Origin of the sequence: Microbacterium sp. lyk4-40-TSB-66 (assembly GCF_030209475.1) — a bacterium.
Lineage (GTDB): Bacteria > Actinomycetota > Actinomycetes > Actinomycetales > Microbacteriaceae > Microbacterium.
In genome coordinates, this window is sequence record NZ_JARVRW010000011.1 from 90,474 (window position 1) to 111,112 (window position 20,639).

Sequence of the window (20,639 nt, forward strand, 5' to 3'; positions counted from 1 at the left end):
GGGGGAGTCCGGCCGCCCGCGTCAGCGCACCAGCACGGATCGGACGTGGTCGTCGGCGACGAGGTCGCCCGTCGCGACGGCCGTGACCTCGACGGACTCCAGGGTGAGAGCACCCGAGAGGGTCGTGAGGAATGCGGTGTCGGCCGCGTCCCTGCCGGTCGCGATGCGCACCAGGTGGTCGCGGGGCGCCAGCCGGGTGGCATCCACGACCTCCCAACGTCCGTCTACGAAGGCCTCGACCACCGCGTGGAAGTCCATGGGCTCGAGGCCCGGTGCGTAGGCCGAGACCAGTCGCGCCGGCACGCCGCTCGCACGCAGAAGAGCGAGGGTCAGATGGGCGTAGTCGCGGCAGACGCCCTCTCGCGCCCGGAGGGTGTCGATGGCGGTGTCGGTCGGTCCGCTCGACCCGGGGACGTAGGAGAGACGCTCCGACACCCACGCCGGCACCCGCTTCACCGTCTCGCGGGGACTCAGTTCGGAGAAGAGGGATGCCGCCTCGCCGAGCTCGTCGGACGGCACGTATCGACTCGGCCGGAGATAGCGCACGGCGTCGACGTCGTCGGACTCGGCCGGTGCGGTGGGCGGTGAGACCTGTGCGCGATAGTCGATGATCGCGGTGCCCACGGGCAGCGTCGCGCGATGGAGCCGCGTGCCGTGGGCGTCGGCCTGCTCCCGGTGCGGCACCGCTCGGCCCTCGACGGTGATCTGCAGGTGCTCCTCGATGACCCAGCCGGAGGCCGGGGCTATCGACAGGATCACCTCCGCCTCGTCGTCGACGCGCAGGACGACTCCCGCCGTGACCGAGGCGTTCACGCGGCCGCGCCCGGGACCGCGTCGGCGTCGGGGAGGAGGGCGGGGCGGGCCATCGATCTCACCGCGCAGCATCCGTCACCCGCGGCATCGCACCCGTCGGCGACCGCGCAGCGCATGCGGTGCAGGAACGACGTCACCGCCGCGGTCTCGCTTTCGCTCATGCCGCGAGTGGCCTGCATCATGCGCGCGTGCAGGGCCGAGAGGGTGTCGTGCATCTCGACGTCGGCGTGCCCGGTCGTGGAGACCAGGACCTTTCGCCGGTCGGTCGGGTGGGGTCGCCGCTGGAGGTGACCCGAGCATTCGAGTCTGTCGAGAAGGGCCGTGACCGACGCGGTCGACACGCCGAGGTGCCGCGCGAGGTCGATGGGGGTCACCTCGAGCGCGGATGCCGCGGCGCGGGTGAGCACGCGCAGGACGAGCAGTTCGTTCTCGCTCATCGACATCGATGCCTGCGTCCGGCGGCGCATGGCCATCTCGGCGGTGCGGTACGAACGCATGGCCTCCATGATCCGTGCTCCACGGTCGTCGTCCGCGCTCTCGCTGTACCAGTACGACGGAGGTGATGGCGTGTGGGTCGACATCGTCTCTCCTAATATCTCGCTTGCCTATTCGCTAGTCTACTTAGTAAGTTGAAACGTAAGCAACGAGCAGAGGGGTACATCATGGCGAAGCTCTACTACGGCACGACCACCGCGCCGATCAGCGTCGACGATCGCGTTCTGGCTCACGTCAAAGTGGTCGTGGCGACCAAGCTGCGCCGTGGCGAGAGCTTCACCCTCTCGTGGGTGCACGGGGCCGACGAGCCCGTGGGCCGCTCCACCATCTGGCTGCAGCCGTCGATCCCGCTGCGTTTCGTCTTCGACTCGGAGCAGCCGGAGTCGCTCGACCAGAACCTGTTGAAGCGCATGGCGAACGACGCGAATTCCTCGCGCGGCCTCAGCCTCGACGTCGCGATCGACGAGCTCTCCGCGGCACCGGCTCCCGCCGCTCCGGCTCGCGCGAAGAGCGCGCGGACCCTCGCCCGCGCCGCGTGACCGGTCCGGCGTGGGCCGGGCCGGCCGCGACCGTCGCACTCGTCGGTTCGGCATGGGACACTCCGACCGAACCGATCGCCGTCGTCGGTGCCGACACCGTCGGCATGCCGTCCCGCTGACTCGTGGCGCTCCCTCGTCTCCTCACCCGCGAGGTGGGTCGCCGATAGGGTCCTCGGTCCGGTCGGCCATGTGGTCGGTGTGCGGGCGTGGCCCTTCTTCGCTGCGTACCCGTGCGACGCCGACGATGAAGATGACGGTGGCGACCGCGAGCAGAGCAACCTTCGGCGCGTTCGGCGAATCCGCCGGCAGGACCAGGGTCGGCACCGCGCAGATCGCCGCGGAGATCGCGCTCAAGACGGCACCCAGGGGCAAGCGCGTCGGCGTCCTCATCCGGTCTCCCTCCCTCAGGGCTGCGGCCAGCTTAGGCGAGCACATCAGACGGCCCTCATACCCTGCGGCCGCGTGTCCGTCCATGGTCGATCGCGGACGGCAGAGCGTCATTAGCGTGGCGCGGACCGACGAAGGGATTCCCGTGCGAATCAGAACATCTCCGCTGGCCGTGGCCGTCTTGCTCGCCGCGCTCACCAACGCTCCCTCACCCGCGTCGGCGGCTGCGACCCCCGCCATCGTCGCCGCACCTTCGTCCCCCGCCATCGGCGAGGTGACGACGATCACCGCGTCGGGCCTCGGCGGCCTCGAGTCGGCCACGTTCGGAATCGACGACCCGAGTGCCGGGGCGTTCTCCGGCGACGGCGCCGAAACCGGTGCGACGACCGCCGCCGTGCCCGTCTCGGACGGGTCCGCCGTGGTGGAGTTCACCCCGACCCGCTCGGGCGACATCGTCGTCGCGGTCGGCACCGGAGAGTCGGTGCTCGCCGAGGTCACCGTCTCCGTCTCGGCGGCGTCGGCGGAACCGGCTCCGACGAGCGGCAGCTCCACGCCCACGGCGACGCCGGCGACAACCGGAGCGGATGACTCGGCCCAGGCCGAACCCGACTCCGAGGCCGAGGCGGGCCGCTTCGCGTTCGTGCTGATCCCGCTGATCGCGGCCGCGATCATCGTCGTCGGGGGCGTCATCGTCATCAGCCGCGGGCGCAGACGACGCCGCGGCGACTGAGGCGGGATCTCGCCGCCGACGCGCCGTACGCGTTGTCAGGGGACGACGTATCCCGCCGCCCGGACGAGCCCGTACCACTCGGCCCGCGTCAACGGGAGGTCGGATCCGGCGGCCGCATCGGTGACCCGAGCAGGGTTCGTCGTGCCGAGGACGACCTGCATGCCCGCCGGATGCCGGGTGATCCAGGCGACCGCGATCGCGAGGGGCGGGACGCCGTACTTCTCGGCGAGTCGATCGATGACGGCGTTCAACTCGGCGTACTCGGGGTGCCCCAGGAAGACGCCTCCGCCTCCTCGGGTTCCCTGCAGGGGGGACCAGGCCTGGAGCGTGATGCCCTCGATCCGGCAGTACTCGACGAGTCCGCCGCCGTCCCGCACCGACGACTGCGGGGCGCTCTCCATGTTCGCGGCGAGTCCCTGCACCACGACGGGGGCGTGGGCGATCGACAACTGCACCTGGTTGGCGACGAGGGGCTGACGTACGGCGGTCCGCAGCAGGTCGATCTGGCGAGGCGTGTGATTCGACACACCGAACGCCCGCACCATGCCCGAGCTCTCGAGATGGTCGAAGGCGCGCGCGACCTCGTCCGGCTCGACGAGCGCGTCGGGACGATGCAGCAGGAGGACGTCGACGTAGTCCGTCCGCAGGGCGCGCAGCGACGCCTCCACGGAGGACACGAGGTGTTCGTAGGAGAAGTCGAAGTACGGTCCCTCCCGCACGATGCCCGCCTTCGTCTGCAGCCGGATCTCGCCGCGTTCGGCGGCGTTCAACCGCAGGGCATCGGCGAACCGTTCCTCGGCGGAGTGCAGGGAGCGCGCGTAGATGTCCGCGTGATCGAAGAAGTCGATCCCGGCGTCGCGCGCGGCGCCGTAGAGCGCCCGAACCTCGTCGTCGGTCTTGTCGTCGATGCGCATCATGCCGGCGACGACGTTGGGGGCGGTCGAGCCGGTGGTGCCGAGGGGAACGTTTCGCATCGTCCCACGCTAATGCGCGGAACGACGCGACGGCTCACTCCTCCCGATCGGTACCCGGCGGGTCGGCCTCCGTCGTCGGTGTGTCGGTCGTCGCCCCCTCAGACGCGCCTTCGAGAGGCTGATCGTTCGGGGTGTGCGAGCCTCGGGGCACGGCGCGCAGCAACTCGTTCATCTCGGCCAGGAAGCTGCCGAGCTGCTGCTGCTGCCAGCGCAGGTCGCGGGCGCGGTCCTCCGCGTCGCGCAGCACCCCGACGCTGTGCGAGGTGATCGTGTCGGCGATGCGCTTCGCCTTCTCTCCTGCGTCGTCGAGGATCTCGCGGGCTCGCACCTGCGCGTCGGCTTCGACCTGCTGGGCCTGGGCGCGGGCGAGCCGCTCGAAGTCGTCGGCTCGTGCACTGATACGCCGCGCGTGCTCGAGGGCGGCGGCCACCTGCTCGTTCGCGTCCTCCGTGATGCGCTCGGCGTGCGCCACAGCCTGATTGTGCAGAACGAGGAACTCCTGCTGCGCTTCGTCCTGACGTCGGGTGAGGGACTCTTCGAACTCCAGCACGCGCGCGGTCATCTCGCGCACGTCGCGCTCCGCCGCGGATCGGAGCTCGCTCGTCTCGCGCGACACCATCGACCGCAGCGCCGCGGCGCCCCTCTCGGATTCGGTGCGCACGGCGGCGGCCTCGCGCTCGGCCTGAGCGACGCGCTCCGCCGCGTGCGCGCTCTCGCGGTCGAGGCGTGCCGCGTGCGCCGTCGCCTCCGTCTCGATCCGCAGGCGCACCTGATCTGCATCGTGGTGCGCCTCGGCGCGCAGTCGCGTCTGTTCGGCGACGGCCTCTTCGCGCAGGGATGCCGCTTCGTCGCGCGCGCTCGCGAGCAGTCTCTCCGCCTGGGCGACGGCGTTCTGCACCAGCACGGACGCCTGCTCCTCGGCCACGCGCAGGATCGCATCGAACTGCTGGCGTTCCTGCTGCGGGTCGGGATGCTCGCTGCGGCCCGCGGCGAACTCCGCCGACAGCGCCGTCACCCGCATCTCGGCATCCGCCGCGCGTGCCGCGGCCTCACGCGCCTGCTCCTGCAGGGCGGCGGTCTCTTCGGCGCGCAGACGCGCGGACTCCTCGAGCTCCCGATCGTGCTCGGCTCGTTGCTGGGCGAAGACCGCTTCCGCGTGTCGTTTCGCTTCGCGTGCGTCCGCGGTGGCACGTGCCACGCGCTCGCCGAGATCGCGAACGGCATCGTCGACGGCCTCACGGTCGTAGCCGCGGAAGCCGACGGGGAATGCCGGTGCGGGTCGATCGTCCGATCCGGTCTGATTCAGCAGCGCGTCCAGCAGAGACGCGCCGGCCCCGGTGCCCACCGGAGCGGACCCGCGATCACGTCGCGTGCCGTCGGGTTCGTCGCTCTCTGTCACGGGAGTCCTCCTCGGTTCGGACGCCCGTGCCGGACGTCGCTCGGGTCGCAAGGGCCAGGCGCGTCGGCTGAGACGCCGGTCCGTAAGGAATGCGCGGTCCCGGGCTCGGGTGCCGGAGCCGCGGGACCGCGCATCGGGGAGAGCGATCGCTTTCGCAGAGGCGGGTCTTGGGGGAGAACCACTCGACGACCGCTCGATGTCGAGGCTGGCATACCCGGGGGTGGCAACTGCGGGACGGGGCCCTTTTCTCACCCGTGGGTTCGCCCCTCGGGGGCGTCCTCGCCCACGACGGAACCGTTCTCCCCCCGGGGAGGCGCGGACGATTCGCCAGGGGGTGCGAGAGGGTCCTGCGGGGGAGAGGTGCGGGCAGAGCGGCGTCCAGCGGTGCGGCCCCCCGGCTCGCAGGCGACGCGTTCGCTCTGCCCGCCCGTCCAGCTTGGTGCGGGGCGTCCGTCCGCGCGGACGCCCCGGCGCGAAATCACCCGCGTCGAGGGACAGATCACCTCGCTCCACCGAGAGCGGGCGGGAGGAGACGATAGGGTGGCCGAGCCCGACCAGGAGGAGCCGATGACCGACACTCTCGAACGGCCCGTCGACGCGCAATCCGGGCACGGGACCGCACGCCCGGCGCGGCTGGCTCTCTTCGGCGCGATCTCCGCTTTCGCCAGTGCCGCCCTCATCTGGATCTGTCGGGCGGGCGACCCTACCGTGCACTACGTCAGTCAGCTCGGGGCGACGGGGATGCCGACCGCGCCGCTGTTCAATCTTGCGCTTCTGCTCTTGGCGGTGGCGGCGGTCCTGGTCGACCGCGCCACTCTCACCCGCGGGGCCGGGTACGTGGTGGGGTGGCCGGTGGCGACGACCCTCCTGGTGTGCGGCCTGTGCTTCGGGGTGGCATCCGTTGTCACCTGTTCGCCGGGCTGCCCCGTTCCCTTCACACCCGGCGCCTTGGTGCAGGACTTCGTGCACATCTCGTTCGCGGTGCTGGGCTTCGTGCTGGCGATCGTGGCCATGGGTCAGGTCGCCGCGCTCCGTCGTCGTCCGTGGATGCGGGCGGCCAGCATCGTCACCCTGGTCGCGGTGGGTGCCACCTCGCTCACGGGCGCCATGATCGCCCTGTTCAAGGGCGACACCGTCCTCGGCGGCAACCTGGAATTCACCGCCGCCACGCTCGCCATCGCCTGGTTCGGGGTCTTCGGCCTGCAGGTGGCCGCTGATCATCGCGCGTCGCGCCGGACCGCCGCACGATCCGATGGCTGACGGCGGTCGCCGAGGGAGTGCGCCCCTCCGACTCCGGCGCCTCCGTCTGGTGCTGTCCTGGGTTCTCCCCCTCGCATCGTTCGTCGTCATCCTTCTCGTGCTCCGCGGCGCCGGTGTTCCGCTGTCCGTGCCCGGGGTCGTCGTCGTCCTGATCGTGCTCGCGATCGCTCGCGTGATCGGGGCGCGGTCGCGGCGACGCCGCCGCCGCGACCGCGCGCTCACCCCTCCGGATCGGTCTCGATGAGCCCCCAGGCGTGGGCGGCCCTGATCGCGCTCGATCGGTCGGAGACACCGAGCTTCCGATAGAGACTCTGCAACTGCGTCTTGACCGTGTTGGGCGAGACCACGAGGGCCCTCGCGATATCGGCGATGGTCGACGTCGGGGTGAGGTGCACGAGGACCACCTGCTCGCGCTTCGTCAGGTGCGGGACGCTGACCGATGAGGCGAAAAACGAGCATCTGCGGGTGATCTCGTCCCTCGAGGCGGGCGAGAGCATCTGCAGCACGAGCGCCCGATCCTCCGGCGCGACGGCACTCCACGGACTCCACAGGTCGTATCGCGCACTCAGGGCTTCTGCCCGCTGCGCTGCTGTGCGGTGCGCGGCCACGCCGTTCAAGCGCACGTCCGCCACGACGCTCACGACGAGACTCTCGAGCGCGGCCCGCGGCGCAGGCTCGTGGTGCAGCCCCCACTTGACGCTCATCACGAAGGCTTCATGCGCCCGTCCCGCGTACAGCTGAGACAGGGCGATCGCCGGTGCCGTCGTCGACGCGAGAGCGAACGGTCCCTCGAACAGGGAGAGGGCTTTCCGGGCCTGGCGGAGGGCGATGAGGACCTTGGCCCGCGCGGTGAGGATCTGGGTGGACTGGTAGTGGGAGGGTGGCGTGCTCCGGGCCCGCACCATCCAGGTGCGCAGGAGTCCGAGCGCGTCGGACGCCGACCCCGACAGCAGGAACGACAGAGCGTGCACCCCGGCCGCGAACGGCCACAGCTCGCGGGCTCCCGCCGTCGCCGGGATGCCGTCGAGCAGTGCGCGCGCACCCGCTGCGTCCCCCGCCTCCAGCTGCAACCACGCTTCCGCGAGTCGGATGCCCTCCCCCCACGGGGAGACGCGCCAGTTGTCGTCCCTGCCGGGGGTCAGCACCTGACGCGCGCCTCGCACGTCTCCCTCGAGCAGGTCGAGGATCGCGATGACGCCGCGGGCGCGCATGCGACGGGCCGGGGGAGCGGCGCCTTCGACCTGGGTGAGCGCCGCGCGCGCGTCGCGGAGCTTGCCCATCGCGAACGCGGTCATCCCGATCTGGTACCAGGGCTCGCAGAAGACCTCGGGGCGCAGCTCCCGCGATCTGCGGACGACGTCGCCGAGCATCGCCGCCGCTTCGGTGGAGAGCGCGAAGCGCCCGGCCGCGCGCAGGAGGCTCACACGCAGGATCAGGGCGTCGACGTTGCCGGATGCGGCGCTCTTGGCATCCGGGAGCTGACCGAGTGCGGTGACGACGAGCCCGGGAGTGTCGAGCGATGTCGCCGTCACGGGATCGAGCATCAGCAGGACGTCGACCACCGCGGGCGTCATGGACGCGTGTGCGCGCAGATGCGCGACCAGCCGCTCGAAACCCTCCGGGTCGCGCGCCCAGATCTCAGGGCCCGACGAGCGCAGCACACCGGCGAGCGTCGCCCACTGGGCCGCGTCGGCCGCCAACTGGGCGGCGAGCAGGGGTTCGCCGCCGTCGACGAGGTGGGCGAGCAGGCGGAGGCGGGCACGTCCCACGTCGTCGGGCCTGCGCTCGGTGATCTCCCGCAACCACTGCTCCCGGATGGGCTCGGCGAGGGTCAGGCGCGTCGAACTCGGCCACATGAAACCCGCGTCCCGAAGGTGGGCGACCAACTCGCCCGTCGATCCCGACAGCGGATCCACCCCCATCGCATCGGCGATCGCCACGGTCACGTGGGGGGCGACGGCGAGGAGGCGCACGTCATCCGACACGGGCACGTCGAGACGCTGCTCGAGATCCGCGGTCAACGCGGCGTTGGCGTACTCGGCCACCGCCATCGCCTCGTCGCGCGTGCGCAGCGGCATCCCCTCGAGGCGGAGCCGGGCGCTGGCCAGCTGCACGAGGGCGGGCCAGCCGTGGGTGCGCTCTGCGAGCGCGTCGATGCCCACCTCCGTCGTCGCGACCCCGTTCAGTTCCAGGACCTCCGCGAGCTCGTCCCTCGTCATGAGCAGGTGCTCGGCGGGGATCACCTGCACGTCGAACTCGAGGGCGACCAGCGGGCTCTCCAACCCCGTCGCCTGCCGGGTGGCCACGACGATCTGCAGGTTCGGGTCGGAGCGGAGGAGGTGCAGCAGGTGGTCGGTCGACAGCCCCGCTCCCTCGACGTGATTGTCGATCAGCAGAACGTGCGCGCTCGGGCCCTCGTCGAACGCCGCGAGGATCTGCGGAATGCTCTCGGGGGTGGTCAGGCTGCCGTCGATGAACTGGACGCCGCGCTGGGTGTCGTCGTCGAGAGAGGCCGCGAACTGCCGGAGCAGAGACGTCTTGCCGACGCCGGCCGGTCCCCGCAGCAGCACCACGTCGCTGGTGAGCGCGTCGCGCAGAAGGGCGAGGGAATGGGTGCGTGAGGCCCAGAATCGGCTGATGCGCCGAACCGCACGCACGGCGGTGGGAACGGTGTCCACGTCGATGAGCATCGATACCTCCAGGTGGTCGGGACGACCTCTCCTCGGGCGGGCGAAGAGGTTCGTCATCGCGGCGAGACCTCCACCGCGTGTAGATGATCCTGTGGGTGAAGACGAGCGGGAGCGGGCGAAAAACGCATCTTTCATCCCCCTCGTCATCCCCTTCTCACCCCTCGTGGCGTCACCCTTTTGTTCGCCCCGACCCCCGTTCTCTGCCGCCTTCGCCCGCCGGGCGGGGTCCGCCGGCGCATCTTCATCGGCTCCTGCGTATGCCTATGCTGCGGGCGACCGACGGTGCCGCCGTCGCGTCGCGAAAGGCGGACGTTGTGGACATTCAACGGATGGTGCGCGTCGTGCGCGCGTATTGGAAGGCGATCGTCGCCCTGATCGTCGTGGGTGGGCTGGCGGGGTTCGGGTGGAGCTCGCTCCAGCCGCGGGTCTACACCGCGGACGCGAGCGGCTACGTGGCAGCCGTGGCATCCGACGGTTCCACCGGCGCCGCGCTCGCGGGCGATCAGCTCGCCCTGTCCAAGGTGAAGTCGTTCATCGACATGGGCTACTGGCGCAGCGTCGCCGAGACCGCGCGGGGGCAGCTGGGGCTCTCCGACAGCCCGGAATCGCTCGTGCAGCGCGTCCGGGTCTCGAACCCCATCGACACCGTCAACGTCCGAGTGGATGCCACCGGCCCGACGCCGGAGTCCGCGCGGGATCTCGCCGAAGCGTGGATCCGCGGCATGACCCAGGAGGTCGACCAGCTCGAGACGGGCGGGGGCGGTCAGAGCGCGGTGCGACTCGTCGCCGGTGACTCGGCCCGTCTGCCGACAGCCCCCTCGTCGCCGAACGTGCGGCTCGACGTCAGCCTCGGAGCGCTCGCCGGTGGAGTCGCCGGGCTCATCTTCGCCCTCGTCCGGCGGGCGTTCGACCGGCGGGTGCGCTCGGCGCGCGACATCACCGACGCCGTCGACGCCTCGGTCGTCGGCGTCCTCCCCGTCGACAAGGAGCTGGCCGGCGGGCGCGCCGTGTTCTCCTTCGACGACATCAAGGACGGGCGCGGGTCCTTCGCCCACAAGGAGGCGATGCGCGAGCTGCGCACCAACCTGCAGTACGTCGACGTCGACCGTCCCGCCCGTGTGCTGGTGGTCACGAGCCCGCTCCCCGGTGACGGCAAGTCGACCATCGCCGCGAACCTCGCCGTCAGCATCGCCGCGACGGGGCAGTCCGTCGTCCTCATCGACGCCGACATGCGGCGCCCGGTCGTGGGCGGGATGTTCGGGTTCTCCGACGACGTGGGTCTGTCGGACGTCCTGGCCGGCCGTGCGCAGATCGAACAGGTCGCCCACCAGGTGGACGAACATGGTCGGCTGTTCGTGGTGGCGGCGGGGCGCACGCCCCCCAACCCGAGCGAGATGGTGGGGTCGCAGCGCATGCAGTCGCTCGCCCGCAAGCTCGCGGACGACATGGTCGTCATCGTCGATTCGCCGCCGACCCTCGCCGTCGCCGACGCGGCCGTGATCGCGAGCTGGGCCGACGGCGCCGTGCTCGTCGTGACCGCCGGGCGTACGACCGACGACATGCTGACCCGCGCGACCGAGAACATCGCCAAGACCCGCGGGCATCTCCTGGGTGTCGTGCTGAACCGGATGCCGTTGCGCGGGGCCGATTCCGGCTACTACGGATCGCAGTACGGCGGATACTACGGCTACGGCTACGGGATGCCGCGGTCCTCGGTGAAGGGCTGGCGGCGTCTGAGTCTGCGCCGACGCGGCAAGAAAGCCGAAGCCGTCCCGGCCGAGCAGGAGGCGGCGCCGCGCCGGCGGTCCGGCGGGCTGCCGCCGGAGAACGTCAGCGGGTTGCGCACCCTGTCGCAGCGGAGGACGTCATCCACGGCCGAGGGTGATGTCCAGAGTGAAATCGCGGTGCCGTCCGCGGAGGAACCGACCGCCGTCGACACGGTGAGCCGTCGTCGCACCCGCCGCGGCTGATCACCCGCACGGACACGACGAAGGCGCCGGCTCCTGAGAGCCGGCGCCTTCGTCGTGTTCAGTGCGCGGTGCCGCCCGGGGCGAGCACCGCCTTGAAGGTACGGAGCAGGATGACGATGTCGCCGACGAGCGACCAGTTCTCGACGTAGAACAGGTCGAGGCGGATGGCGTCATCCCACGCCAGCGCCGATCGCCCGCTGACCTGCCAGAGCCCGCTCATCCCCGGACGCACGATGAGGCGGCGGTGGGCGTCGTCATCGTAGAACTCCACCTCGGCCTCGCGCTGCGGTCGAGGACCCACGAGGCTCATCTGACCCCCCAGGACGTTGAACAGCTGCGGCAGCTCGTCGAGCGAGAATTTGCGGAGCCACCGTCCGACAGGCGTGATGCGGGGGTCGTTCTCCACCTTGAACAGGGGCGTGCCGTCGCGGCCCTGCTCGCTGAGCAGCTGTTGGAGGCGGGAATCCGCGCCATCCACCATGGAGCGGAACTTCAGCATGCCGAAGCGGCTGCCGCCCTGGCCGACGCGTTCCTGGCGATACAGGATCGGTCCGGGACCGGACGCGCGCACGAGCACGGCCAGCGCGGCGAAGACCGGCGACAGGAGGACGACGAGCAGGCCCGCTCCCGCGATGTCGAACGCGCGCTTGAGGACGCGTTGCGTCATCGAGTACTGCGGGGTCTCGATGTGCACCAGCGGGAGTCCCGCGACGGGGCGCGTGTGCAACCGGGGGCCGGCCACATCGGTGAGGTTCACGGCGACGATGAGGTGCTGGCGTCCCGGGTCGAGGCTCCAGCCGATCCGCCGGATGTCGTGCGCATCCACCACGGCGCCGCCGGACACCAGGACACTGTCGGCATCGAGGTCGTCGAGCCGTCGGCGCAGGTGCCGTGCCTGCTCCTCCGACCACGTCGATCCGAACGCGGCGCGGTCGAGGGTGTGGACTCCGACGACCTGGAGCCCCGCCGACGGCTGGCGGGCGAGCTCGGTGGCGACGCGGGCGTTCTCCTCCGCGCTGCCGATCAGCACGACCCGCGCGCTCATCGAGCCGCCCCGCCGTCTTCGCGCGAGCCCGCCTCGGCACAGGAGCCTGCCGACGATCAGCGCGAGGCAGCCGAGCGGGAGTCCGAGGAGGAAGTATCCGCGGGACAGTTCCGCCCCCGTCAGGTACGCGACGATGGCCACCAGCCCGAACAACTGCACGGACGCGGCGACGACGAGACGGTACTCGGCGACGCCGTACCCGACGACGCGCGCTTGGCGGGTGCCCCAGAGCGACAGGGCGGCCATCCACGCGACGCTCAGTCCGACGGAGACGGTCGTGTACGAGAACGGTGAGGAGGCGACGGCGACGGGGTGCGGACCGAGCCAGAGGACCTGGGTGCCGAGGGTGACCGCCGTCACGACGACGGCGTCCACGACGGTCACCCAGCGCGCGTATCGACGCTGCCAGGAAGACGCGCGGGTGTGGGAGGTGAGGCTGCGGGACTGCTCGGGTGACTCGATGAGTGAGACGGATGTGCTCATGTGTGCTCCGTGGTCGATGCCCGTCGGATGTTCACGAGACCGGCGCCCGGGGTTGGACGCAGCGGTGGGCGCGGGCACTCTCCCATCGCCGCGCTGAAGCCCGACGGTGCGGCGTGACGGCGGGGGCGGGGTGAAGCGCCACGCGACGGTTTCTCCTCGTGAGGCGACAGGCCTGTCGGAACCCGTCCGTCGACCGGGATCCCGCGTCGTCCGGCCACGATCGCCCCTCCCCTCACCCGCGCGGGAGGACCCCTCACCTCCGTCGGGCGCCACACAAGGTGGGGCGCACGAACGCTCTGAGAAATGTTTACATGTTCATGTGAGAGTGGGTGGGCCTGCAAGCTGGACCGATGAGCGACGAGCCCGACCCCTGGAACGACTTCGCGCGCGAGCTCGGCGCCCGGATGCTGCGCGCCCGAGCCGAGAAGCGGATGTCGCAGGAGCAGGTGGCTCACGCCGCGGGTCTCGCGACCTTCACCTACCGGAAGCTGGAGAAGGGCGAGTCGAACCCCGGTACGGCGGCGAATCCGAGGCTGCGCACACTCGTGGCACTGGCCGACGTGCTCGGCGTGCCACTGCGCGAGCTGATCCCCACCCCTCCGGAGGGGCTTCCACCCGCGCACTGACCGCGATGTCGGAGGTTCGCGGTTCACTTCGTTCGTGCCCACCGATGTTCGGGTCGTCGTCGCGTGCGACGGCCCCGCGAGAAAGGTGTCAGGCATGAACCAGCGACTCCTCACCGACGGTGTCGGCGACGGGCGGTGCATTCACCCGTGGTGCGTCACCGCGCACGGAGCCACGGTGCACCCCGACGACGAGGATCACCGCAGCGCGGGTGTCGCCCTGACGGTGACGGCCCGAAGGGCGGAGGATCACGGCCCCGGGCGCGAGACCGAGCTCGAACTCGGCGCACTTCGCCGCGCGGGGGAGTCCGAGACGTGGATCGTCATCGAGACGGGGATCGGTGCGTCGTTGGCGCTGACGCGCGACGGGGCGAGGCTCCTGCAGCGACGGCTGCACGACGAGATCGGGCCCGGCGGGATCCTCGGCCGAGACGGCGACGGGCACTGAGCCGTCGCCGCACAGGTCACGCGGTCGAGCGCGCGCGGCGCGCTGCCCGCCGGTCGTGCACCCATGTCCATGCCGCCGCGCCGACGTAGAGCACGCAGAGCGGTAGAGCGATGATCCCCATGCTCATCAGGTCAGCGGGCGGCGTCACCGCCGCCGAGAAGACGACGATCACGACGAGCGCGACGCGCCAGCCCCGCACGACGCTGCGGGCGCTGAGCACGCCGACCGCGTTGAGGGCGATGATCGCCAGTGGCGACACGAAGGCCAGGCCGACACCGATCACGAGCTTGAGGAGGAAATCGAAGTACTGGCTCGCCGTGAGCATGGTCGTCGAACCCGACGGCGCGAAGCCGGCGAGCAACTCGACGATCTGCGGCACGATCACCCATGCGAAGCAGGCGCCGCCGAGGAACAACGGCACGGCCAGGCCGACGAACGTGACGCCGGTGCGTCGTTCGCGCGAGGTGAGCCCCGGCACGAGGAATGCCCAGGCCTGAGCGATCCACACCGGCGACGCGAGCACGATGCCGACCGTCATCGCGATCTTGAACCGCAGATCGAACGCCTCGCCGATGCGGGTGAAGTTGAGCCCCGTCATCGAGGGGCCGTGCACGTGGGAGAGCGGATCGGCGGCCGCCGCGATGAGGGCGTCCGACAGCGCGAAGCCGACCACCCCACCGATCACGATGGCGACCGCGGCGATCGCCAGACGCTTGCGCAACTCGGACAGATGGGACAGGAGGGGCATGGCCCCTCCTGTCCCATCTGTCGAACGCGGCTTGCGCGGACGGCGAGCCTTCGGAGCCCGCGTCACGTCGTGGACGACGACCCGGGCCGGGTGCGGTCCGGGTCTGCGGGCGTGGTGGGCTCGTCGTCACCCGTTGCGGCCGTGTCCTTGCTCTCGGTGCGCAGGATGCGCACCGACTCGCCGACGCTCTTGGCCAGCCCGGGGAGCTTCGCCGCGCCGAACAGCAGCAGGACGACGGCGAGGATGAGGAGGAGGTGCCAGCCGGAGAATGCGTTCCCGAAGATGCCCATGACGACCTTTCGTGTGGGGGGGTCAAGTGCCCATGTTCGACCGGACGCGCGGGCGATCGTCGAAGACGACCGCAACCTCGCCCGTCGGCATCCGGGATATCACCCCGTGGAGCGGATGTCGGCGCCGGGCCGCGGTGGACGCTGGTCGAGGGGGTATCCGTTTGACTGGGCGCCGAAGCGACCGTCGCACGGACGGGGTCGCGCTGTCGCGAAAGGGAACCGTGGGGGGCAACCGCATCGTCGTCGTCTGTACGGCCAACATGATCCGTTCGCCCTTCATCGCCGGGCTGCTTTCGTCACGGCTCTCGGTGATGACCGATGATGCTCCGCAGGTCGAGAGCGCGGGAACCGCGGCGCGGCCGGGCGACGAAGCGGCGTCCGAGGTCGTCGGCCTCGGGCGCACCTTCGGACTCGAGCTCTCCGCTCATCGCACGCGTCGTCTCGCCGACGGTGTCCTCGCGACCGGCGACACGGTGCTGTGCGCCGAACGCGCCCACCGCAGGGTGGTGCTCGATCTGCGGCCCGACCTGCTCTCGAGCGTGTTCACGGTGCGGGAGTTCGCGCGTCTCGTGGACGACGAGGCCGTGCAGGCTGCGGCGTCCGACTGGGCCGGGCTCGTCCGCGCGGCGTCGCGGGCGCGTCTGGCCGGGCGGACGGCGGTCGATGACGTCGACGACGTCATCGACCCGGTCGGTCGGCCCGCGGAGGTGTGGACCGAGTTCGAGCGCCAGGCCACCCGGGCCGTCTCGACGATCCTGGGGGCGATGGCGGGACTGCCCGCACTCGGATCTCCGCTCGAGACGACACAGCGCGTCGCCGGCACGCGTCGGGAGTACCGCACCCGCCACGGTGTGCCGGCGAGCCGCCGCGCGGCGCGGAGGGGTTGAGATGTTCGGGATCGAGCTCGACAAGCTCATCTTCGTCGGCGTTCTGATCGGGCTGATCGTGGGGCCCTCGCGCCTCGTCGAATGGCGTCGGAAGCTCCCGCAGATGGTCGGACGAGTGCATGCCCTGTACCAGCAGGGCAGAGCCCAGGTCACCCGCGATCTCGACGACATGGCTCCCGATTGGCGCGAATACGATCCGCGGCAACTGCATCCCCGACGCATCCTGCGCGAGCTGGGAGCCGACGTGCGCAGAGCGGCGGAGAGCGACGGCGAGCGGGTGGAACGTGACTCTCCGACGGGTGAATCACGGGTTGAGCCGACGGCGCAGGCCCGCAACGAGCAGAACCCCCGTGAGGCTGCCAGCGGCGTTGGCGACGACGTCGAAGATGCTGCTGACGCGGGCCGGCAGGAGGAGTCCCTGGGCGATCTCGACGAGCGTCGGAACGCCCCAGGCGATGACCAGGACCGCCCAGGCATGTCGCGGCAGGAGAGGCGCCAGGAGGCCGCCGAACGGAAGGAAGAGCAGCACGTTCAGACCGAAATCCACCTCCCGCCCGTTGGCGGAGGGGAAGAGGCGGAACGCGAGGCGGAAGACCAGGTCCGCATCCCGGTCGAGATGGGTGGGCGACAGGAGGATGACCGCGAGGAGCACGAGATAGATCGCCGCGGCGACGATCCCGAGCCGACCGACGGTCCTGACGGTCCGACGGTCTCCGGAGTGATGCGGGACGGAAAGCACGCCACACCGTAAGCGCAGCCGCGCACCGTCGACGCGCCGCGCGCGACTCAGCCGCGACGGGTGAAGCCGCGGCGCACGATCCTCAGCAGTCCGAGGAAGCCGAAGAGCCCGACGACGGCGCCCAGGACGGCGAAGAGGGTGATCGACCCACCCAGAACGGGTCCTCCGCCCGCGATGACGAGGACCACGGCGATCACCACGGCCGCGATCGAGACGAGCGTCGACGCGATCTCGCCGGTCGCGCGTCCGAGGATGTCGCTGATGTCGGAGCCGTCCTGTCCGCGCAGAGTGATGCCGATCGAGCCGTTCTCGGCGCCCGTCAGGAGAGCGTCGAGCCGACGGGGCACCTGCTCGAGGCGCGCGAGGGCGATCACGGACTGGGCTTGGAGGTCGGTCGCCATCCGCGAGAGCGACAGGGTGCGCCGCAGCAACGTGGGCATGAGCGGCAGGGCCCGACCGGCCATGTCGAAGTCGTCGACGAGCACCCGCAGACACCCCTCGAGGGTGGCGAAGCTGCGGAAGGCGGAGGCCAGCTCGCCCGGCAGCGCGATGCGGTGCTGCCGGATGACGTCGACCATCCGCGTGAAGATCGATCCGTGTCCGGTCGTGCGCAGGTGCTCGGTCGTGAGGACCACGCCCACGTCGTGGCGGAAGGCGTCGAAGTCGAGATCATCGGGGACGTCGACGATGAGGAGGAGCGCATCGGCGGCGGCGACGTCGTTCTCGCTGAGCGCGGCCAGCAGCAGGGCGGTCAGTTGCTGTCGCCGACTGCGTTCGATGATCCCCACGGCGCCGAAGTCGATCATCCCGAGGGTCCCGTCGGCCCGCAGGAGCACGTTGCCCGGGTGCAGGTCGGCGTGGAACACGCCGTAGACGAGGATCTGTTCGATCACCGTCGACATGAGCACCTGCGCGAGACGGTCGCGTTGCTCGGCATCCATCGCCGAGAGCCTGTCGGCGGAGTCGCTCAGCGCCGCGCCGTCGACGAGTTCCATCGTCAGCACCCGCTGATGGGACGCGGCCGGGAAGACACGCGGCGCCGTGACGACACCGCGTCGGCCGGGCTCCGCGCGGTCGATCTCGTCGAGGGTCGCTCCGATCATCGACGTGTTGCGCGCTTCGATGCGGTAGTCGAGCTCCTCGAGCAGGGTGGCGGTGAACCCGCGCGCAACGGCCTCGAGACGCAGGTCGCGGCCGACACGGGTGCGCGCCTCGGTGCGGTGTGCCAGGCGGCCGATGATGTCGGCATCCGCCTCGACCTGGGCGCGTGCCGCGGGGCGCTGCACCTTCACGACCACGCGCGTGCCGTCCAAGAGGCGCGCCCGGTGGACCTGCGCGACGGAGGCGGCGGCGAGGGGAGTGGGGTCCACCTCGGCGAACACCTCGTCGATCGCGGCTCCGAGGTCCGCCTCGATGACCTGTCGCACCGTCGACCACGGCAGCGTCGTGGCGTTCGTCTGCAGGGATGCCAGTGCGCTGAGGTAGGGCTCGGGAACGAGGTCGCGGCGGGTCGAGAGCACCTGGCCGAGTTTGACGAAGCTCACCCCCGCGTCGTTGATCGTCGCCACGATGGCGTTGGCTCGCTCCTCGGACGTGCTCAACTGCTCTTCGACCCGGGAGCGGCCACCGTGGAACAGCCAGCCCACACCGTGTCGTGAGGCGATGGTGAGGATCTCGAGGTACCGGCGCGTGCGCTTGCGCTGACGCAACGCCGCGCGGACGAGGTCGACGGGGTTGGGCAACGCACGCGTGGGGAAGATCGCCTCGCTCGCGACCAGCGCCGCGACGCCGAGGGCGAATACCCAGGCGAGGGACAGGGCGACGAGCCCCACCCACAGCCAGACGTCTTCGGCGGGGATCGTGTCTCCCGCCGCGGTGAGACCCGTCTGCCTCAGGGTCCACGCCGCCGACGGCACCCCCAACACGAACACCAGCAGACCCACCACGATGCTCCGCGGCCACCCCACCGCCGTGCCGATGATGCGGCGCGCGACGAAGCCGACGAGCACGGCCGAGACGACGGCGGAGATCGAGATGAGGATGCTGGCGACCACGGGGTCAGCGTAGCCTCCGCGATCAGCCGATTAGGGGGAGTGCGCAGTCCGGACACCGCCAGGCAAAGGCGCGACCCGCCTGCCAGGGCTCGCAGGTGCGCAAGCAGCGAGGGCAGTGCGGCGCGAACCCGAGGGCCCCGTCGACGAGGTCGTCGGCATCGGCCTCGTCGGCGGCGCCCCGGACGGGGAGGGGGAGCGGGGTGGTGTCCATGGTTCTCCTCGGTGTGACATGCACATCTTGACATGCGGATGCCGGGGAACGGACGTTATCCCCAGGGTGCCCGCCGGCGGCACCCCCTCACCGACCCGACTCAGTGGCGCAGGTCGCGGAACGTCTTCTTCGCGCGCTTCTCGGCCGCTGCGGCGGCCTTCTTCGCGGCCTTGTGACGGCGCTTGCGCGCACGGGGGTCGTTCCACAGGCGGACGACCTGATGTCCCACCGATTCCCGGTTCTTCACCTGGACCCTCGAGGTGCGGGTGCCCACCACGTAGGCGATGAGCGCGACGGCGCCGATCACGATGATTCTGTTGCGCATGGCATCCTCCGTTCGGACGAGGTGATCCCGCTCGCCGTCTCGTCCCCGATGGGGAGGCGGATGGGCTCGTCATAAAGGAGACGTGTCGAGCACGCGAATCGTCACGCCCGCCGTCGATGCATCCTGCACCACGCAAGAGACGCCCCGACCGAACGGTCGGGGCGTCTCGTCGACGGCGGGTCGGTCAGGGGCGACCCATGCCGAAGTAAGTCCATCCCGCTGCGCGCCACGCGGCGGGGTCGAGGCAGTTGCGGCCGTCCACCACGACCAGCCCGCGGGCGAGCGACGCGGCGTGCTCGGGGGAGAGCTCGCGCCGGTACTCGTCCCACTCCGTGACGACGATGACGGCGTCGGCGTCGCGCAGGGTCGCGTCGAGGTCCTCCTCGTACGTCAACTGGGGGTGGATGCGACGCGCGTTCTCGATCGCGGCGGGGTCGGTCAGCGTGACGCGGGCGCCGAGGCCGTGCAGACGCACCGCGACGTCGAGCGCGGGGGAGTCGCGGATGTCGTCGCTGTGCGGCTTGAAGGCCGCGCCGAGCACGGCGATCTTCTTCTCGAACACGCTGCCGCCGAGCGCATCGGTGGTGAGCTCGACGGCACGGTCGCGCCGACGCAGGTTGATCGCGTCGATCTCGCGCAGGAAGGCGACGGACTCGCCGCGGCCGAGCTCCTCGGCCCGCGCCGAGAAGGCGCGGATGTCCTTCGGCAGGCACCCGCCGCCGAAGCCGATCCCCGCGCCGAGGAAGCGTCGCCCGATGCGGGCGTCGTGACCGATGGCGTCGGCCAGCGTCGTGACGTCGGCCCCGGTGACCTCGGCGATCTCGGCGATGGCGTTGATGAAGCTGATCTTGGTCGCCAGGAACGCGTTGGCCGAGACCTTCACGAGCTCGGCCGTGGCGTAGTCGGTGACGATGAAGGGCGTGCCCTTGGCGATGGAGGGGTGGTAGACCTCGCGCAGCACCTGGGCCGTGCGCTCGCCCTCGGCGGACGGAGCGCCGTTCTCGGTGGGCACGCCCGCCACGAGGCGGTCGGGGTCGATGGTGTCCTGCACGGCCCAGCCCTCGCGGAGGAACTCCGGGTTCCACACCAGGGTGGCGCCGCGCTCGGCCACGCGGGGAGCGAGGCGAGCGGCGGTGCCGACGGGGACCGTGGACTTGCCGGCGACGATGTCGCCGTCGCTGAGGTAGGGCACCAGGCCGTCGATCGCGGCATCCACGTAGGTGAGGTCGGCGGCGTGCCCGCCGGCCTGCTGCGGGGTGCCGACGCCCACGAAGTGGACCTTCGCGCCCTGCGCGGCGGCCATGTCGGTGGTGAACGACAGGCGGCCCGACGCGATGCCCTCGGTGAGGATCTCCTGCAGGCCGGGCTCGAAGAAGGGCGCCTGGCCCTTCGACAGGACGTCGATCTTGCGCTCATCGACGTCGATGCCGACGACCTCGTGACCGATGGATGCCATGGCCGCGGCGTGCACGGCTCCCAAATAACCGCAACCAACTACAGACAGACGCACGATGGAAGCCTTTCGGAGG

At 70.9% G+C, this 20,639-nt stretch carries 20 protein-coding genes; 7 read left to right on the plus strand and 13 right to left on the minus strand.

The annotated features are described in order from the left end of the window. Positions 1–21 precede the first annotated feature (21 nt). Together QRO03_RS14040 and QRO03_RS14045 are read right to left on the minus strand one after the other, a co-directional pair. Positions 22–813 (minus strand): transglutaminase-like domain-containing protein, encoded by a 792-nt coding sequence (locus QRO03_RS14040; RefSeq protein WP_285138094.1) that lies wholly within the window; start codon positions 811–813, stop codon positions 22–24. Further along, complete coding sequence (locus QRO03_RS14045; RefSeq protein WP_285138095.1) at positions 810–1,394, minus strand: MarR family winged helix-turn-helix transcriptional regulator; 585 nt, start codon at positions 1,392–1,394, stop codon at positions 810–812. The genes QRO03_RS14040 and QRO03_RS14045 overlap by 4 nt, the downstream gene beginning before the upstream one ends. Before the next feature lie 81 nt (positions 1,395–1,475). Here QRO03_RS14045 and QRO03_RS14050 point away from each other — a divergent pair, with 81 nt between their 5' ends. Continuing rightward, positions 1,476–1,847 carry a DUF7882 family protein gene (locus tag QRO03_RS14050; RefSeq protein WP_285138096.1) on the plus strand — a complete coding sequence of 124 codons (372 nt, stop codon included), beginning with the start codon at positions 1,476–1,478 and terminating at the stop codon, positions 1,845–1,847. Positions 1,848–1,988: 141 nt separating this feature from the next. On the opposite strand, the gene QRO03_RS14055 is transcribed toward QRO03_RS14050, so the two are convergent. Next, positions 1,989–2,201: a hypothetical protein gene (locus tag QRO03_RS14055; RefSeq protein ID WP_285138097.1), complete on the minus strand. Its 213-nt coding sequence runs from the start codon at positions 2,199–2,201 to the stop codon at positions 1,989–1,991. A 178-nt stretch (positions 2,202–2,379) separates the two neighbouring features. Here QRO03_RS14055 and QRO03_RS14060 point away from each other — a divergent pair, with 178 nt between their 5' ends. Beyond that, a complete protein-coding gene (locus tag QRO03_RS14060) occupies positions 2,380–2,964 on the plus strand; it encodes a hypothetical protein (protein WP_285138098.1) in 585 nt (194 codons plus the stop codon). Positions 2,965–2,999: 35 nt separating this feature from the next. Here the strand turns inward: QRO03_RS14060 and QRO03_RS14065 are convergent, their stop codons facing one another. Both QRO03_RS14065 and QRO03_RS14070 read right to left on the minus strand, forming a co-directional pair. After that, complete coding sequence (locus QRO03_RS14065) at positions 3,000–3,938, minus strand: aldo/keto reductase (protein ID WP_285138099.1); 939 nt, start codon at positions 3,936–3,938, stop codon at positions 3,000–3,002. Between the two features lie 34 nt (positions 3,939–3,972). Further along, positions 3,973–5,337 (minus strand): coiled-coil domain-containing protein, encoded by a 1,365-nt coding sequence (locus QRO03_RS14070; RefSeq protein WP_285138100.1) that lies wholly within the window; start codon positions 5,335–5,337, stop codon positions 3,973–3,975. Between the two features lie 567 nt (positions 5,338–5,904). Between QRO03_RS14070 and QRO03_RS14075 the strand changes: the two genes are divergently transcribed. Further along, positions 5,905–6,597, plus strand: a complete 693-nt coding sequence (locus QRO03_RS14075) for a DUF998 domain-containing protein (RefSeq protein WP_285138101.1) — start codon at positions 5,905–5,907, stop codon at positions 6,595–6,597. 218 nt (positions 6,598–6,815) lie between these two features. Here the strand turns inward: QRO03_RS14075 and QRO03_RS14080 are convergent, their stop codons facing one another. Next, entirely contained in the window at positions 6,816–9,344 is a 2,529-nt protein-coding gene (locus tag QRO03_RS14080; protein ID WP_285138102.1) for a LuxR C-terminal-related transcriptional regulator, read from the minus strand. 257 nt (positions 9,345–9,601) lie between these two features. Here QRO03_RS14080 and QRO03_RS14085 point away from each other — a divergent pair, with 257 nt between their 5' ends. Further along, on the plus strand, positions 9,602–11,257 hold the full coding sequence (locus tag QRO03_RS14085; RefSeq protein ID WP_285138103.1) for a tyrosine-protein kinase domain-containing protein: 1,656 nt from the start codon (positions 9,602–9,604) through the stop codon (positions 11,255–11,257). Between the two features lie 58 nt (positions 11,258–11,315). On the opposite strand, the gene QRO03_RS14090 is transcribed toward QRO03_RS14085, so the two are convergent. Then, entirely contained in the window at positions 11,316–12,785 is a 1,470-nt protein-coding gene (locus QRO03_RS14090) for a sugar transferase (protein ID WP_285138104.1), read from the minus strand. 350 nt (positions 12,786–13,135) lie between these two features. Between QRO03_RS14090 and QRO03_RS14095 the strand changes: the two genes are divergently transcribed. Both QRO03_RS14095 and QRO03_RS14100 read left to right on the plus strand, forming a co-directional pair. Continuing rightward, a complete protein-coding gene (locus tag QRO03_RS14095; RefSeq protein ID WP_285138105.1) occupies positions 13,136–13,411 on the plus strand; it encodes a helix-turn-helix domain-containing protein in 276 nt (91 codons plus the stop codon). Between the two features lie 94 nt (positions 13,412–13,505). Then, positions 13,506–13,856 (plus strand): DUF6907 domain-containing protein, encoded by a 351-nt coding sequence (locus QRO03_RS14100; RefSeq protein ID WP_285138106.1) that lies wholly within the window; start codon positions 13,506–13,508, stop codon positions 13,854–13,856. 16 nt (positions 13,857–13,872) lie between these two features. Here QRO03_RS14100 and tatC read toward each other — a convergent pair whose 3' ends face one another. Both tatC and QRO03_RS14110 read right to left on the minus strand, forming a co-directional pair. Further along, entirely contained in the window at positions 13,873–14,604 is a 732-nt protein-coding gene (gene tatC, locus QRO03_RS14105) for a twin-arginine translocase subunit TatC (protein ID WP_285138107.1), read from the minus strand. A gap of 62 nt (positions 14,605–14,666) precedes the next feature. Then, on the minus strand, positions 14,667–14,894 hold the full coding sequence (locus QRO03_RS14110; RefSeq protein ID WP_285138108.1) for a twin-arginine translocase TatA/TatE family subunit: 228 nt from the start codon (positions 14,892–14,894) through the stop codon (positions 14,667–14,669). 221 nt (positions 14,895–15,115) lie between these two features. Here QRO03_RS14110 and QRO03_RS14115 point away from each other — a divergent pair, with 221 nt between their 5' ends. After that, the gene (locus QRO03_RS14115; protein ID WP_285138111.1) at positions 15,116–15,781 is read left to right on the plus strand and encodes an arsenate reductase/protein-tyrosine-phosphatase family protein; all 666 of its coding nucleotides are present in this window, start codon (positions 15,116–15,118) and stop codon (positions 15,779–15,781) included. A gap of 304 nt (positions 15,782–16,085) precedes the next feature. On the opposite strand, the gene QRO03_RS16390 is transcribed toward QRO03_RS14115, so the two are convergent. The 4 genes from QRO03_RS16390 to QRO03_RS14135 all read right to left on the minus strand — a co-directional run bounded on the left by QRO03_RS16390 (position 16,086) and on the right by QRO03_RS14135 (position 20,620). Then, a complete protein-coding gene (locus tag QRO03_RS16390; RefSeq protein WP_350224135.1) occupies positions 16,086–16,520 on the minus strand; it encodes a VanZ family protein in 435 nt (144 codons plus the stop codon). Positions 16,521–16,567: 47 nt separating this feature from the next. Beyond that, on the minus strand, positions 16,568–18,574 hold the full coding sequence (locus tag QRO03_RS14125; protein WP_285138113.1) for an ABC1 kinase family protein: 2,007 nt from the start codon (positions 18,572–18,574) through the stop codon (positions 16,568–16,570). 311 nt (positions 18,575–18,885) lie between these two features. Then, positions 18,886–19,110: a hypothetical protein gene (locus QRO03_RS14130; RefSeq protein ID WP_285138114.1), complete on the minus strand. Its 225-nt coding sequence runs from the start codon at positions 19,108–19,110 to the stop codon at positions 18,886–18,888. A gap of 184 nt (positions 19,111–19,294) precedes the next feature. Continuing rightward, a complete protein-coding gene (locus QRO03_RS14135; protein WP_285138115.1) occupies positions 19,295–20,620 on the minus strand; it encodes a UDP-glucose dehydrogenase family protein in 1,326 nt (441 codons plus the stop codon). Positions 20,621–20,639 lie beyond the last annotated feature (19 nt).

What these genes read in the sequence shown, in the direction of transcription:
- QRO03_RS14045 (WP_285138095.1), bottom strand. Translation starts at nt 1,394, where the DNA reads ATGTCGACCCACACGCCATCACCTCCGTCGTACTGGTACAGCGAGAGC.
- QRO03_RS14050 (WP_285138096.1), top strand. Translation starts at nt 1,476, where the DNA reads ATGGCGAAGCTCTACTACGGCACGACCACCGCGCCGATCAGCGTCGAC.
- QRO03_RS14065 (WP_285138099.1), bottom strand. Translation starts at nt 3,938, where the DNA reads ATGCGAAACGTTCCCCTCGGCACCACCGGCTCGACCGCCCCCAACGTC.
- QRO03_RS14075 (WP_285138101.1), top strand. Translation starts at nt 5,905, where the DNA reads ATGACCGACACTCTCGAACGGCCCGTCGACGCGCAATCCGGGCACGGG.
- QRO03_RS14080 (WP_285138102.1), bottom strand. Translation starts at nt 9,344, where the DNA reads ATGACGAACCTCTTCGCCCGCCCGAGGAGAGGTCGTCCCGACCACCTG.
- QRO03_RS14090 (WP_285138104.1), bottom strand. Translation starts at nt 12,785, where the DNA reads ATGAGCACATCCGTCTCACTCATCGAGTCACCCGAGCAGTCCCGCAGC.
- QRO03_RS14095 (WP_285138105.1), top strand. Translation starts at nt 13,136, where the DNA reads ATGAGCGACGAGCCCGACCCCTGGAACGACTTCGCGCGCGAGCTCGGC.
- QRO03_RS14100 (WP_285138106.1), top strand. Translation starts at nt 13,506, where the DNA reads ATGAACCAGCGACTCCTCACCGACGGTGTCGGCGACGGGCGGTGCATT.
- tatC (WP_285138107.1), bottom strand. Translation starts at nt 14,604, where the DNA reads ATGCCCCTCCTGTCCCATCTGTCCGAGTTGCGCAAGCGTCTGGCGATC.
- QRO03_RS14110 (WP_285138108.1), bottom strand. Translation starts at nt 14,894, where the DNA reads ATGGGCATCTTCGGGAACGCATTCTCCGGCTGGCACCTCCTCCTCATC.
- QRO03_RS14130 (WP_285138114.1), bottom strand. Translation starts at nt 19,110, where the DNA reads ATGCGCAACAGAATCATCGTGATCGGCGCCGTCGCGCTCATCGCCTAC.